This is a genomic window from Paenibacillus sp. RUD330 (assembly GCF_002243345.2).
In the GTDB taxonomy this organism is placed as follows: Bacteria; Bacillota; Bacilli; order Paenibacillales; family Paenibacillaceae; genus Paenibacillus_O.
In genome coordinates, this window is the sequence record NZ_CP022655.2 from 232,656 (window position 1) to 247,259 (window position 14,604).

The window sequence follows — 14,604 nt, forward strand, 5'->3', positions numbered from 1 at the left end:
AGTAGCTCCTTCCAGAGCCTACGAGGTTAGCTGTGGGGTTCGGTTGAAGGTTCCCTATGATTCCTGCGGCATGCGCGACAATAGCTGACGGACGCCCAAAATCAATTCACCCGGAAAGTGGTTCCCCCGTTTCCATGTTCAACGGAATTCGGCATTTTGAATGATACTGGAAGACATATTCTTGCTTTTCGCCCCTTCTCCTTCCGAAAACGACATTTTCTAATAATTCTCATGTTTCAAAAAGGCGAAGACAGCGTTTACATCGCTGTTGATAGGTGAGCTTCTCACCCTGCAGCGGATGAAAATGGCGACTCGTCCCGATTTCTGCGCCTTGGCCCGCAAGCCCCAAAAAAAGCCCCGCCTTCTCATGGAGAAGGCGGGGCTTGCTTGATTCCGCGGCCGGATCAAACGGTATAAAGGACGTCTTCCATCAGGGTCAGCAGCCGGGATCTCATGCCGACCAGCTTCATCAGGGCTTCCTCCTGCAGGCTGCCGGTATCCGGGCTGAGCAAGGCGTGCTCGCTGCTGATCGCCTCAAGGGCCTTGCCGGCGTTGGGATTCAGGTCGTAATGCTCAAAGCGGTAAAGCAGCTCGGCGGTGGATTGGTGGAGTTCTTCATAATATGCTTGAATTTGTTCGGTCATCGTTCGATTTTCCTCTCTGGTTTGGTTATTTTCTCTATTCTGCTGTTCGATGTATGGGGGCGGCCCCGAGAGAGCCGGCGATTGTGTGCGGCAACTTCGCTTACAGCATGCCCATTCGTTGTTTTCACTGCTTGCATCTGTCGATGTTCATCCGATCCGGCGCAGACAGCGGATGGGGAGCGGGAGCCCATCTGCCTGCCCGGGGACAGGAACCGATATGCGTGAGTCGAGCGGAAGCTTAGGGTGCCCGATTGCCTGAGAAGTTATTAAACCGGCAGACGCTTTTTGAAAACAAGTCGTAATTGTCAGAGAATTTTCACAATTGTACGATGGAATTATCGCTTTGTCAACTAATGTGACGCGAATCCTCCCAGCAAGCGTACTGTGATGTCAGCAGCCACAAGTCGAGCAGCGTGCGGACGAGATGATAGGCTTGCTGGATGACGAGGGCGGCCAATCCGGCCCATGCCATCGCTGCGGCGCTGAAGCCGGCCCCGATGATGCCGGAAAAGAGGAGCAGGATCAGGCTGAGGCCGGCCATCGGGAGCAGCCGTCTGCAGGCAGCCGATAGGGACGCCGAGACTTTGAGCCTGGATACCGCTCCGAACTGGAGGGAGAGGCTGAGCAGATGCAGAACTCCGATCCACAGCAGCCACGCTGCCGCCCAAGGCAAGATGCTGACGGCTATTTCCTGCAGGGAGGATCCGTTCTTGACGACATCCCTTGCCCGGGAGCCCAGCCACCAGAGAGGAGCGGCGGCAAGAAGCGTTTCCGCCCAGTAGAGAAGCAGGACCGGCTTCCAAGCCTTTCGCATGCCCTGGAGGAATAACGTGCCGCCTTCATGTCCGGCCGCCGTATGGTGGATGGAGTAGAACAGGCCGGCATTGATGAGCGGCGTGACGATCATGCGGGAGAGCAGAAGGGCGGCCAGCGTCCAAAGGACCGGCTGGGCGAGATCGGTCTTCATCAGCCGGAACTGGGCTTCCGCCCAGAACAGGGCGTCCGCCCCTTGAGAAGGCTCGTTCGCTCCGGGATACCGCCGAAGCAGCGGTCCGATAATGGAGTCGACATAGCGGTAGAGAAAAAATCCCCATAACAACCGGTACAGGAACAGGGCGACGGCCACAGCCAGATGCTTGACGGTCAGGCGCCACCCTTGCTTGAGATAAGTAGACACGTTTGAGACTCTCCTCTCTTCGGGCCGCTACCAGGCGAACGCTCCCGCAATCCATTCCAGCGCCTTCACGATGCCGAGGCTGATCCGGACCTCCTGCTTGCGGGGAGCTTCGGCTTTCAGGAAGTTGTTCATCTGCCGGTTGTCCAGCACGTTGGTCCGTTCCGGATCGACCGCGGCCCAGAGCAGCGGGGAGGGAGCGGTCAGCTTGTAGAGCATATCGGATTCCACCCCGTCCCAGGTGCGGGAGGCCGTAGAGCCGTCGGCGAACTTGAAGGTGACCGGAACCGGGCCGTAGACGCCGCCGCCGCGCTTGACGAGCACGTCGGACTCGTACATTTTGGAGGCGCCGGAGTCCGCCGCCTTCGAGACCCGGATGGAGGCGACCGAATAGTCGGCCATCTCGCCTCCGTACACGAACTGGCTGAAGTAGTCGTCCCAATTCTGCTTGCTGACCTGCTCGACGACTTTCTTGAAGTCCGCCGTGGTCGGATGCTTGAATTTATATTGGTTGAAATAGGTCCGCATGATCTTGTTCATGATGTTCGTGCCGACCCGGTTCTCGATGCCGGTCAGCACCAGCTTGGCGCGGCTGTAGACATTGTCCGCATACCGGCTGTGCGAGCCGAACGACCAGGAAAGCAGCTTGAGCGGGGCGGGATCGGTGACGTAGCTCGCTTCCAGCGCCGTGCGGGGCTCCACGCCGTATTCGCTTTCCATGACCTTGTCCTCGGAGTAGGAGGTGAACCCTTCGTCCAGCCAGGCTTCCTCGAACTCGTTGGAGGCGACCATTCCGTACCAGTACTGATGGCCGATTTCATGCACGACCGTCCGCTCCAGACTGTAGCCGGGATTGTCCGTCTCGGCGGCGAATGCGGTCACGAGCGTCGGATATTCCATGCCGCCGGCGCCATTGGCCCCTTTGGGAGGAACGACGATGGACAGGGTGCTGTACGGGTAGCTGCCGTACCACTGGGCGTATTTGGCCAGAGCCGACTTGGCTGCGTGCATGTAGCGTTCTTTCTGCTCCTTGTGCAGCGGATCGAGATAGAGCTTGATGCGGACTCCGGGAACGCCGGGAGCGGAGAAAGGCTCCTCGCTGTAAAGGAAGTCGGGGGAGGCGGACCAGCCGAAGTCATGCACGTCCTCGGCATAGAACGTATACTGCTGCCCGCCCTTGGCCGCTTCCAGCTTCGTCTGGACGCCTGTGGCGGCGACTTTGTAGCCGGCGGGAACCTCGATCTTGACGGAATACACGCCGAAGTCGCTGTAGAATTCCGAGTTGCCGTGATATTGGTGGACGTTCCAGCCTTCCGCGCTGCGCGTGCCGGTGCTGGTCGTGTTGTAGGCCGCGATCTTGGGGAACCACTGTCCCGCCATCGTGAAGTCTCCCGAATAGCCCATGCGGGCGAACACCTCGGGAAGCCCGACGGTGAAGCCGATCTGGAGCGTGACCTCCTCGCCCGGAGCGACCGGCTGCGGCAGCTTGAGCTTGGCCAGCGTGTAGTCGTCCTTGTTGCCGTCGTCGGGCTGGACATAGTGGATCCGAGGCAGCAGGCTTTCTCCGTCCTCCGTCTTGAAGGAGTCGAGGCGCATGTAGCCGGTGCTGCCTGCAGTCGCCTTGTCGTCCCGGAGCTTTCCGCCGGATTCCTTCATGAACGTGGTTTTATCCGACAAAAAGGCGTTCGGATACAGGTGGACATACATGTCCGATACGGTTTTCCGTCCCGGGTTCTTCCAGGTGACCGTCTCCGTCCCGGTCAGCGTGCGTCCGCTCAGCTTGACCTGGATCTGGTAGGTGGTCACTCTTCGGGACAGCGGCTCCGCTTCCGGCTCCGGGGCGGGAGAGCTCTCGGCCGCCGGCTCGACGCCGGGTTCATTTCCGGCAGCGGCATATGTATAAGAAGTAAGTCCGTGATGTCCGCTGCCTTGGAACGGGGCGAGAAGAGATGTGGTGAAGAGCAGGGCGAGCAGCAGTGTTTTGCAAGTTCGGCTTGAGGCCATGGACCGGTTCCCTCCCGTTGACAAGCTTCTAAGGCATGTATATGTTTGCTTTTGCCTGATTATTAGCTAAAATGGAATTTATCCGGACGAACTCCCGGCCCGTCCCGCCAGCAAGCGGTTTGACGGGCTTTTATAGCCATTTGGACTTCATTATCATCGCGGAAGAAGGGATCATCAGTGGAAGAAAATCAAGGAACGCCATCCCCGGGCAGCCCGGAGGGCGAAGGGGCGGCACAGCCGGCCAAGGGCAAGCGCTCGCTGTCGCTCAACGTCGTGAGCAGCAAGGAGCATCGGGGCTTCGGAGCGGGAACGATCGATCTCAGCCGGGTGTCCTCGGTCATCATCGACGGCGGCGAGGCTTATATCGATAACGGCGCGATTCATGCGAAGAGCAAGGTGGAGAAGGGCATCAAATTCCTCACGGACAAGGAAGCCGTTCCGAACGGCCGTCCGTGCTGGATCGTATGGGTAGCCGTCGACCGCGACGACGAGGGGTCCTACTACGCGGGAGCGACAGCCTGCCCGATGACGGTAGACCCGGAAATCCGCCGCGGCTGGAAGATTCTCGCCCAGCATGTTAACAACCTGGACTATGCGATCAAGCGCCGCTTCATGCTGGAGGAGCTGCCGGCTTCCGACAAGCAGGCGCTCAAGAAGCTGCTGATTGAGAACAACGCCGAGTGGTGGGAGAATTCCCCTGCGGCGCTCAAGGAACAGCTGGAAGGCTGAGCAGCGAGGCTACGCATCGGCCTCCGTATTGCCGCCGCGAGCGGCTGCGGAGGTTTTTATCGGTCCATTTCCTTCTAATTGGAACTGGGCTATAGTGGGGGAGAGATGAATCTAACAGGAGAAGAGGGGATTCGTATTTTTAGCGGGTTCAACTTCAGCGGACTGCTTGTGCTGATTGTGTTCATTGTCCTCCTCATATGGCTCGTAAGGAAACTGATTCATAAGTAACTCCAATAAAAAAGGCATGCGGCTGTCGGAGACAGCCGCATGCCTTTTTTATTGGAAGCATTCCTCCAGCCTTTGCGCATGGAGGCCGATGTCCGAGGATGCCCACCCTCCATGCCGAGGCGGCTCGGCGGCCCCGAATAAAGGGCAGCTATCCTGCGGCACGGCTGCACTCGTTGGGGATTTGACCGGATGCTGGACGGCATTCAGATCTTCTTCCGGCGTTTGACTCCAGGCATCAAGCTAGGCATGCCCACGAATGAGGCTTTGAACGTCTTTGACCGGGGGCGACCAGACCGGGATGCATCCGTCCTAGCCGTCCCAGCCTTCCTCCTTGAACCCCTTGTACGAGCGCCGATGGAAGTCCGATATCCAGCGGAACAGCTGTTGGCCGTCGCCTTCCAAAAACAGCGCTTCTTGTTCCGGACTCAGGCCGCTGCCGGAGGAGAGCGGACGGTAGAGGGCGCGGTACGGTTCCGGCACCCAGATATAGCGGTGGACATGCCCCGTTGCATGGAAGCCGGCTTGTTCCCAGAACCGGATCCGGCGCCGGTTGTCGGCCGTAGCTTCCGCCTCGGCTTCCACAAGCAGCGCGAGCGCGCCGGCGGCATGCCGTATACCCCATTCGTCGAGCTTGGCGAGCAGCAGAGTTCCGTATCCATGGCCTCTCCGCCTGGAATCGACGGCGAGATAGTCGATGACGAGCACGCTTCCGCCGCCGCTTGGGCCCGCGATGGCGACGGCGACGGGACGCAGCTCGGCGCCGCCGCTGCTCTCGGCGAGAATATGCACGAGAGCAAGTCCCCGCTCCAGCATGGCGCGGATCAGCGCTTCCGGCTTGCGGCTGTGCGGAGCGAACGCTTCCTCGTAGATCCGGCGGGCTGCGGGCCAGAGGGGGTGCTCCAGATTATTCCATGTAAGCATGAGCATGGGCGGCCTCCTGAGCGGATATGGGCAGGCTGATACCTGCTTAGTATGCCCGCCAGAGTCCCTTCAAGCACAAATAGGGCTTTCGCTTGTCCGCTGACAACCGAAAGCCCTATTTCCTGCTTATCCAGTTCCTATTCAATTAGACGCTTACACTCCATTCCCAGCAGCTTGCGTAACCTGACGCTTGCTTCCTTCTTAGATTTCGCTTTCTCCATACAGATTGGATTACCGGTTCATGTACGCAACAGACTTCAGGACCCGCATGCCCGCTCAGCAGCATCAGCTGCTCTCTTCTTGCCAGCCTGGCGGCATTGCCGTCGGCTTCGGGACACGCTTCGCTAACCGTCTCCATTGGACTATCCCCTTCCCCTGTGGAGTGATTTCATTATACCGCATCTTTACAATTAATTAAATAATCAGAATATTCAATTATAGGCTGAATTTCTCTGAAATTAGGCTTTTGCCCCGAGAAATCGCCTGTTTCTACATGATTTTACGGGATATGACGGTTTTCCTCCATCCGATGAGGAGGAAGATTAAAGCAACTATTGCGGTCAAGCCGGCGTCTAACTGTCTGATTCAAATTCGCAAGAACCAGCGGCAAAGTATGCAAAGAGGAAGGAATGAAGACGTTCACATGAGGTTCAACCGAGCAGAAGCGGCAGGGAGCATCCGCAACAGGCTGGCGCTCTCCTTGATTGCGGCAACGGCAGCGTCATTCGCTCCAGGCGCATGGCATGCCGATGCGTCGGCGGCGTCCGCCATCGGCATTTATCTGGACGGACAGAAGCTGTCCAGCGAAGCCCCGCCGTATATCCTGCCCAAGGTCAACGTGACGATGGTGCCTCTGCGGGTCGTAAGCGAGGGGCTCGGCGCTACCGTTGACTGGTCCGCACAAGAGAAGACGGCCCGAATCTCCATGTCGGGCAGCGTCATCACCCTGAAGATGGGTCAGAACTTCGCCGTCGTGAACGGCGCGAACATATCGCTGGACGCATCGGTGGAGACCAAGCAGAGCCGGACGATGGTTCCGTTGAGATTTGTCGGAGAGCAGCTCGGACTGAGCGTCGACTGGAACGCCGCCAGCAGGAAGATCTCGCTGTCTTCCCCGGCCGGACCGGGAGGCGACCCGGGAACGGGCACTCAGCCGGGAACAGGGACGGGCAGCGACCCCGGCACGGGAACAGGCGCTCAGCCAGGAACGGGAACGGGAACGGGGAGCCAGCCGGGAACCGGCTCGGGCTCGCAGCCCGGCGGTACGGTCGTTCCGGGCCCGGGCCTGCAGGCGCCTCTGCGCGGAGCCTGGGTGTCGACCGTCTACAATCTGGACTGGCCGTCAACGGCCTCGTACAAGGATGGAGCCAAGCAGCGCCAGGAATACGTCCAGCTGCTGGACGACCTGCAGCGGCTCGGGATGAATGCGGCCTTCGTGCAGGTTAGGCCATCGGGAGATGCCTTGTACCCGAGCCTTCTCGTCCCCTGGTCCTCTTATTTGACCGGCAAGCAGGGTCTGGCTCCGGACTACGATCCGCTGGCCTTCATGATTGAAGAGACGCATCGGAGGGGCATGGAATTCCATGCCTGGTTCAATCCTTTCCGGGCATCGACCACGTCCGACACGACGAAGCTGGATCCCGGCAGCATCATGCTCCAGCATCCGGAATGGATCGTCAGCTCGGGCGGCAAGCCTTACATCAATCCCGGCATACCGGCAGCCCGCCAGTCCATCATCGATGCCATCATGGAGGTTGTAACCCGCTACGACATCGACGGCGTGCATCTCGACGATTACTTCTATCCGTCCGGCAGCTCGTTCGACGACGAAGCCGTCTATAAGCTGTACAGCGCCGGAAGCTTGAAGGGCAAGGCCGACTGGCGGCGGGACAACATCAACGCCTTTGTCCGCCAGCTCAGCGAGAGCATCCATGCACAGAAGCCCGCCGTACGCTTCGGCATCAGCCCGTTCGGCGTCTGGCGCAACAAATCCGCCGATCCCGAGGGCTCGGATACGAAGGCGGGCACGAGCACCTATGACGGCATGTACGCGGATGTGCGCCTCTGGGTGCGGCAGGGCTGGCTCGATTATGTGGCGCCGCAGATCTATTGGAGCTTCGCGCATCCGACCGCCCCGTACGAGAAGGTTGCGGAGTGGTGGACGGCAACGGTGAAGGGCACCGGAGTCGAGCTCTACATCGGCCACTCTCCCTACAAGCTGGGAACGGCCGAAGCGGGATGGCAAAGCGCCTCGGAAATCATCCGTCAGCTGGATTACGATCAGCTGACCGGCAGCGTGACGGGAGAGCTGTTCTTCAGCGCCAAGGATCTTCGGCGCAATCCGCTTGGAGTGGGCGATGCCCTGCGCTCCTATTATTCCTCGGCCAAGAAATGATCTTGACGCTGTCCTTATCGCCATCTTCCGCCCGCATCCGAAAATACGGATGCGGGTTTTTTCATGCAGGCGGATTATCGGCAACGCTCCCGCCGACACCGCGCTTCCGAGGGAGGCGCGAGGGCATTCGGTCCGCTCCGCGCCTGCAAGGGCGGCTGCTTGCGGCGGATGCCTCGGTCACTTCGGAATCTAGCGGCATAGGATGAGAGGAAGGCAATTTCGATAGAAGAGGTGATAGAGATGACGATATTCCTCGATTCACGCGCATCGCAGAATGCGAGCTACGGCAACTCCCTGTCCATCCCCATTGCGGCGGCGGGAGCCCTTCAGCTGGTCGCGCAGCAGACGCTTAATCTGTCCGCCGGCACTTCCGGGCTTGTCCGGGTCGAGTTCTCCGGCGTGGTGACCTTCCAGCAGCCGACAACGCCGGCGGATACGATGGTGTCGATCTATGTGATTCGAGGGGCAAGCGCGGCGGCGGGCGTGAACGTCTATTCCCTCAACCAGGCTGTCCAGGCGGCGGAAGTCGGCCCCCGGGCGATAAGCCTCGAGGGCTCCGATTCCGGAGCGTCGACGAGCTCGGCGGCAACCTACAGCGTGTACGTCACCGCTTCGGTTGCGGGCATTCTTAGGGTAGGACCGGAAAGCTTCAACTTCACCGGATATTCCGGCTGACACCCCATGTCTGCGTGGCTGGAGGCCAAGCCTCCCCCGGAAAACCGACATGAGACGGGGGAGAACTACATAAAAATGAAAGATGCGATTTGACCACGGGAGGTGCGGGCGATGGCGGATGTAGGCATTGTCATGCCGGTCTACAAGCAGGATCCGGCCCTGCTCGGCGCGGCCATCCATTCGGTTCGGAACCAGACTCGCAAAGAGTTCCGCCTTGTCATCGTCGTGGATGGCGCTCCGGAGATGGAGCCGCTCGTGAGGGCCGGAACGCAGGGAGACAAGCGGGTGGAAATCGTCGTATGTCCGGTCAACGGAGGGGTGTCAAAAGCCTTGAACATCGGGTTCGACATTCTGTTCAAGGATCCGTCCGTTCTATACCTGACCTGGGTATCCAGCGACAATGTGTACCACCCCCGCTTTGTGGAGGTGCTGCGCCGCGAGCTTGCGAAGGGGCCGCCGGAGCTCGGACTTGTATACAGCTCCTTTCGCAACATCGACGATCATGGCAACATCCTCTCTTCGGAAGCAGAGCTGGCGGCTCTGCGTCAATATCAGGCGCAGCCGGAGGAGAAGCTGCTCGAATCGTGCATTGTCGGGGTATCGTTCATGTACAAGACGCTATATGCCCGCATAATCGGCGGATACGGCATGGAGCCGGTCGAGGACTACGACTTCTGGCTGCGTCTGACCGATCATTGCCGCATCCGGCATATCCCGGTCGAGCTGGTGGATTACCGCGTCAATTCGGAGCACAGCATCTCGGCATCGCTGCAGACGCCGGCCGAGCATCGCAGATGGCGCCATGCCTTCCATCAGACCCGGCTGCAGGCGCGCACCCGCAGAGGGATCAAGCCCGAGCTGACGGTGCTGTTCCCGCTCGCGACGGCTCTGGAGGAAGAGAAGACGGCTCTGGAGAGCCTGTACGAGCAGACGTACAGCAACTACCGCTGCCATGTCATCGACCTGTCGCATAACGGGCAGCCGGCTTCCGTGCTCTCGCTGCTCTCCCATCCGACGACGAGGTTCGAATTTTTGCCCGGGGTCGGCGTCACGCCGGCCATCCACCATGCTCTTCAAGAGGTGGCGACGCCGTATGTGATGGTGCTGGGGCAGGATGCCTTTACGATGCCGCATGATGTCGACGCCCTGTTCGAATACATTCGGGCCAACCGGAATCCGGACGCCATCTCGTTTTATTTTCCCATGGGAACCCGAAATGCCGTCCCGAGGCTTGTGGCTGGTCCTTCGACAGTCAAGCCGAACATATTTCTCGAGCTGTTCCATACGGACCGGCTCCGCCAGCTGATCGGCGGCATCATCGCCGCGGGAGGATGAGAGGGAATGAAACTGCTGCTGACATTCTACAATCCAAGCGGGGGAATGGAGACGCTCAATCGGATCCGCGGCAAGGCGCTGATGGAAGCCGGACATGTCGTGCATCTTCTGTACACTCACGACGGAGAGGGCTTCAGCAACATCCGCGGCATCCCCACCTTCGTGCTGAAGGATCCCGAGGCCGTCAAAGCTCTGGTGCTCCGCGAACAGTATGATGCCGTCATCGTCTGTACGGATATCTTCACGCTGGAGCGCATTCGGCAGAGCGGCTATCGCGGACGGCTGATCTATGAAGTCCAAGGCCTCGGCACGCTGGAGACGGCGACCAGCACGATCACAGAGTTCACGGCGCTGATCCGGCAGCATGCCGACGGGCTGTTGTACCCCCAGACCGCCCATCTGCAGCAGCTGATGCGGTCCCGGTTCCCGGATATCCCCCAATTCTGCTTCGACGATCCGCTGGATACCGACAACTTCGGCTACAGCGACTATCCGCCGCCGCCGTATCCCATCATGGGATGGGTGGGAAGGATCGAGGCGAACAAGAACTGGAGGGAATTCATCGCCATCGGCGAGCGCCTCATGGATTTCAAGCCTGACCTGCGAATGTGGATGTTCGGAGATGCGACGCTGTTCGAGGCTGCGGAGCAGGAGGCGTTCCAGCATTGGCTGGCGACCTCGCCGAGAGCTTCGAGAGTGATCCGCCACTCCAATATTCCCCATAGCCAGATGGCGGACTATATGAGCCTGATCGGGGATTCGGGGGGATTTCTCTGCTCGACCTCGATTCTGGAAGGCTTCGGCTATGCGGTCGCCGAGGCGATGCTCTGCCGCTGTCCGGTGCTGTCCACCGATTCGGACGGCATCCGCAGATTCCTCGTCCATGATGTCACCGGCAAGCTGTACTCCCGGGGAGACGTCGAGGGAGCGGTCCAGCAGGGATTGAAGCTGATGGACGACAGGAGCCTGCGCGAAAGCATCCGTGCCCGGGCGGCAGGACATATCAAGAGCCAGTTCTCCCGGACGGTCTACGTGTCCAACTTCCAGATCATGCTGCACGGGATGATGGGGGTGACCCCCAAAGGATAAGGGATCAGCCCGTCGATTCGCGGACGATGAGCCTGGGCTCCAGCAGCCGCGATTGGCGCGGCAGGGCAGGGTCGGAGAGCCGCTGCATGAGCAGCCTGCCCGCCTCAACCCCCAGCTCGAACGTGTCGATGTGAAGGCAGGTAAGCGGAGGCGACGTGAATGCCGACAGGGGATAATCGTCGAAAGCGGTGACGAGAAGATCTTGCGGCACCCGGACTCCGAGCTTGTCCGCCGCGCGCAGCAGGCCGGCTGCCGCATAGTTGCTCATGCAGACGACGCCGTCCGTACGGCTGCCTTCCGACAGCAGCCGAACCGCCATGTCATACCCGCCATGCTCGTCGGCCGTTCCTTCCAGCACCCAATCGGGGTTGAATCCGATTCCGGCCGCGGAGAGCGCATCTCGGTAGCCTCGGAAGCGCTTGTCGTACAAGCCGCCTCCTACATGGCCCCCGATGAAAGCGACGGAGGAGCAGCCCCTCTGCAGCAGATGCTCCGTGAGCATGTAGCCGCCGCGCCTGTTGTCGTAATCGACCCAGTGTACGGTGCTTCCGTTCTCGCCGATCGAGACGAGCGGGAATTCGAGATCCATCATCTCGGCCGTGTTGTCGGCGGTGAGCAGCTCGCTGCTGGCGATCAGCCCGTCCACGCGCCGGCTGCGCACCAGCCTCTCCATATAGCTCGGCCCGTTCTGGTGGTACTGCACGTTCGAGATCGTCAGCTCATAGCTGAGCGGGCCGATGACGCTCTCCACGCCTCCGATGATATTGTAGAAGAAGGCATTGAGGAAATCCTCGCGCTGGGTCATGTCGACGAGCATGCCGATGTTGAAGCTGCTCTGGCGGGCCAGCTGGGTCGCGAGGCTGCTTGGCGTATAGTTCATTTCGCGCATGATGGCGCGGATCCGCTGCTTGGTCGCATCGGAGATGCGCGGCGAGTCGCTCATCACCTTGGACACCGTGGATTTCGCCACGTTGGCGGCATTGGCGATATCTTGAATCGTCACCCTCATCCAAGCGCCCTCCCGTTCCTGTTTTCTTCTATTGTAGCTTCTTCGCGCGCTCATTTCCTCTCCTCTCCGGCAGGCAGAAAAAAAACCCCTCGCGGACGTCCGCGAAGGGTTTCGTGCGACACTATTTCTTGCCGGAGCGGAAGATGGACACCAGCATGTAGAAGAACATGGCCGCAGCGATCCCGAAGCCGATCTCGAGGGCCGGTATCCGGGACAGCAGGCCGGGCTGGCGGCCCAGCGAGGAGCCGACGATGAGGCCGGCCATGATGATGCTGAAGCTCAGCAGCACGATGCTGAAGCTGAGCCTGCCGCTGATCCGGTCGAGCCGCTGCATGACCCGGTCGACGTCGGGTACCGCCAGCTCCAGCGGCAACTTGCCGCGCATGAGGATGCGGCCGAGGCTGCGCAGCCGGGAGGGAATCTCGCTCAGCAGCGAGGCGTATTCGATCGCATAGCCGGCTGCGGATTCCGCCAGACGCCCGGGATGCAGCCTCTCCAGCAGCAGCCTGCGGCCGAACGGCTCCGCCACGCTGACGACGCTGAATTCGGGATCGAGAGCGGTGATGACGCCTTCGAGCGTAAGCAGGGCTTTGCCGAGCAGCATGAAATCGGACGGCATCCGGATGCGGTGCTTGTAGGAAACATGGAATAAATCCGTGACCGACTCGCCCAGGCTGATTTCGCTGAAGGGCACCTGGTAGTATTTTTCCCTGAGCTTGTCCACGTCCCGGCGGAGCTCCCGCCAGTCCGCATCCTCCGGAATGAGCCCCATCTCGTCGATCGCCTTGATGACGCCGTCGGTGCTCTGGCGCCGCAGGGCGATGACGAGCGAGGCGAAGTGCCCCTTCATTCCCGGCGTCAGGCGGCCCGTCATGCCGAAGTCGAGCAGCCCGATGACCGGCTTCTGCTTGTCCGCCTCCGGAGCGGGCTTGCCGGGGGCGGCTTCCGGGCATTCCATGACGAGAATGTTCCCCGGGTGGGGATCGGCGTGAAAAAGGCCGGAGACGAAAATCTGCTCCAGAATGACGCCGGCGACGCTCTCGGCGATGACCTTCAGCTCGTAGCCCTCCCGGCGCAGCCTCGCCCGGTCATGCAGCTGGATGCCTCGCATGAATTCCATGGTGAGGACCCGCTTGGAGGAGAGATCCCAATATATCGCCGGCACCCGCACTCTCGGGTTGTCCTTGAATTGGGCGGCGATCCGCTCCGCGCTGCGCCCTTCCAGCGTGTAGTCCAGCTCCGCAGCCAGCGAAGCGGCGAGCTCCTCCACCAGCTCCGCTGCCTGGTATTGGGCTGCCCAGTGCAGCCGGTTCTCCGCGATCCGGGCCAGATCGAGCAGGATTTCAAGATCGGTGTCCACGATCTTGCGGATGCCGGGACGCTGGATCTTGACGGCGACCTCCTCCCCGGACAGCAGCCTTGCATGGTGGACTTGTCCGATCGAGGCGGCGGCGACAGGCTCGCGGCCGAATTCCAGGAAGACGGATTCCAGAGGAGCGCCAAGCTCCTCCTCGATCACCCTCCGTGCTTCTTCGAATGAGAAGGGGGGCACTTTGTCCTGCAGCTGCCGCAGCTCCTCGACGATGTCGGCCGGGAGCAGATCATGCCGGGTGCTGGCGATCTGTCCGAGCTTGACGAAGGCGGGACCGAGCTCCTGCAAAAAAGACCGGATTCGTTCTCCGGTCGTTCTTGCCGCGGTATGGGAGGGCTCCTCCACCGTTCTCCAGTGGGGAATGAGCTTCAGGAGGCCGAGCTCCCGCACGAAGTAGCCGAACCCGTTGCGCGCGAAGGCGAGCAGGATTTCCCTGTAGCGCTGCAGATGGCGGATTCGGCGGCCGAGCATCATTCTCCTTTGCCGTCCTGAAGCGAGTCTCTTTCCTCCCGCAGACGGGCGGATGGCTCCGCCGCCTCGTCCGTTACGGCGGAGACGGAGCTGTGTCCGGATGCGTCCGGATGTCCGGGTCCGGGATCGACGACGGGCGGAACTCCGGGTCCGGCCTTGCCGGTCCCTTCATAGGCGCCCTGCTCCAGCTGCGTGCTGCCCGGAGCCGTCGCGGCGGCATGCTCCGAAGGAATGCCGAGGCGGGATTCCAGGTCGGCGATCCGCTTCTCCAGCCGCTGCAGCTCCTCCCGGTGGACGAGATTGAGCTCATCGGTGACCGCCTTGACGCGCTCGCGGACGAACGTTTCCAGGCTGCCCTTCGCTTCCTGCCCGCGCTGGATCATGCTGCTGACGAACTGCTGGGAATCGGCCTTGCTCATGTCGCCTTTGGCGCTCAGCTCCTGCGCCAGCTTCTCGGCCTGCTCCCGGGTCGAGGCGGCAAGCCCCAGCCCCAGGGAAAAAGCTTTGTTCATGAGATCTTTCATAAGTCGACACCTGCCTTTTTCATAGTCGCGTGCC

General features: G+C 60.7%; 12 protein-coding genes and 1 riboswitch. Of the genes, 5 read left to right on the forward strand and 7 right to left on the reverse strand.

What is annotated here, in order from left to right; genetic code table 11:
• Positions 1-164, reverse strand: a riboswitch (cyclic di-AMP (ydaO/yuaA leader).
• Positions 165-404: 240 nt separating this feature from the next.
• The 3 genes from CIC07_RS01065 to CIC07_RS01075 form a co-directional block, all read right to left on the reverse strand.
• Complete coding sequence (locus CIC07_RS01065) at positions 405-644, reverse strand: hypothetical protein (RefSeq protein WP_076359538.1); 240 nt, start codon at positions 642-644, stop codon at positions 405-407.
• A gap of 346 nt (positions 645-990) precedes the next feature.
• Positions 991-1,821, reverse strand: a complete 831-nt coding sequence (locus tag CIC07_RS01070) for a hypothetical protein (protein ID WP_076359537.1) — start codon at positions 1,819-1,821, stop codon at positions 991-993.
• Positions 1,822-1,848: 27 nt separating this feature from the next.
• Complete coding sequence (locus CIC07_RS01075; RefSeq protein WP_076359536.1) at positions 1,849-3,822, reverse strand: M1 family metallopeptidase; 1,974 nt, start codon at positions 3,820-3,822, stop codon at positions 1,849-1,851.
• A gap of 258 nt (positions 3,823-4,080) precedes the next feature.
• Between CIC07_RS01075 and CIC07_RS01080 the strand changes: the two genes are divergently transcribed.
• Entirely contained in the window at positions 4,081-4,551 is a 471-nt protein-coding gene (locus CIC07_RS01080; protein ID WP_076359641.1) for a YwhD family protein, read from the forward strand.
• A 537-nt stretch (positions 4,552-5,088) separates the two neighbouring features.
• On the opposite strand, the gene CIC07_RS01085 is transcribed toward CIC07_RS01080, so the two are convergent.
• Complete coding sequence (locus CIC07_RS01085) at positions 5,089-5,700, reverse strand: GNAT family N-acetyltransferase (RefSeq protein ID WP_157741990.1); 612 nt, start codon at positions 5,698-5,700, stop codon at positions 5,089-5,091.
• A 643-nt stretch (positions 5,701-6,343) separates the two neighbouring features.
• Here CIC07_RS01085 and CIC07_RS01090 point away from each other — a divergent pair.
• From CIC07_RS01090 to CIC07_RS01105, 4 genes are all read left to right on the forward strand, one after another.
• Positions 6,344-8,095 carry a family 10 glycosylhydrolase gene (locus CIC07_RS01090; protein ID WP_076359534.1) on the forward strand — a complete coding sequence of 584 codons (1,752 nt, stop codon included), beginning with the start codon at positions 6,344-6,346 and terminating at the stop codon, positions 8,093-8,095.
• A gap of 240 nt (positions 8,096-8,335) precedes the next feature.
• Positions 8,336-8,770: a hypothetical protein gene (locus CIC07_RS01095; protein WP_076359533.1), complete on the forward strand. Its 435-nt coding sequence runs from the start codon at positions 8,336-8,338 to the stop codon at positions 8,768-8,770.
• Between the two features lie 111 nt (positions 8,771-8,881).
• Positions 8,882-10,105, forward strand: coding sequence for a glycosyltransferase family 2 protein (locus tag CIC07_RS01100; protein WP_076359532.1), 1,224 nt, complete (start codon positions 8,882-8,884; stop codon positions 10,103-10,105).
• Positions 10,106-10,111: 6 nt separating this feature from the next.
• Positions 10,112-11,194, forward strand: a complete 1,083-nt coding sequence (locus CIC07_RS01105) for a glycosyltransferase family 4 protein (protein WP_076359531.1) — start codon at positions 10,112-10,114, stop codon at positions 11,192-11,194.
• A 4-nt stretch (positions 11,195-11,198) separates the two neighbouring features.
• Here CIC07_RS01105 and CIC07_RS01110 read toward each other — a convergent pair whose 3' ends face one another.
• From CIC07_RS01110 to CIC07_RS01120, 3 genes are all read right to left on the reverse strand, one after another.
• Complete coding sequence (locus CIC07_RS01110; RefSeq protein WP_076359530.1) at positions 11,199-12,203, reverse strand: LacI family DNA-binding transcriptional regulator; 1,005 nt, start codon at positions 12,201-12,203, stop codon at positions 11,199-11,201.
• A 121-nt stretch (positions 12,204-12,324) separates the two neighbouring features.
• Positions 12,325-14,046 carry an ABC1 kinase family protein gene (locus tag CIC07_RS01115; RefSeq protein WP_076359639.1) on the reverse strand — a complete coding sequence of 574 codons (1,722 nt, stop codon included), beginning with the start codon at positions 14,044-14,046 and terminating at the stop codon, positions 12,325-12,327.
• Positions 14,046-14,570: a phasin family protein gene (locus tag CIC07_RS01120; protein ID WP_076359529.1), complete on the reverse strand. Its 525-nt coding sequence runs from the start codon at positions 14,568-14,570 to the stop codon at positions 14,046-14,048. The genes CIC07_RS01115 and CIC07_RS01120 overlap by 1 nt, the downstream gene beginning before the upstream one ends.
• Positions 14,571-14,604 lie beyond the last annotated feature (34 nt).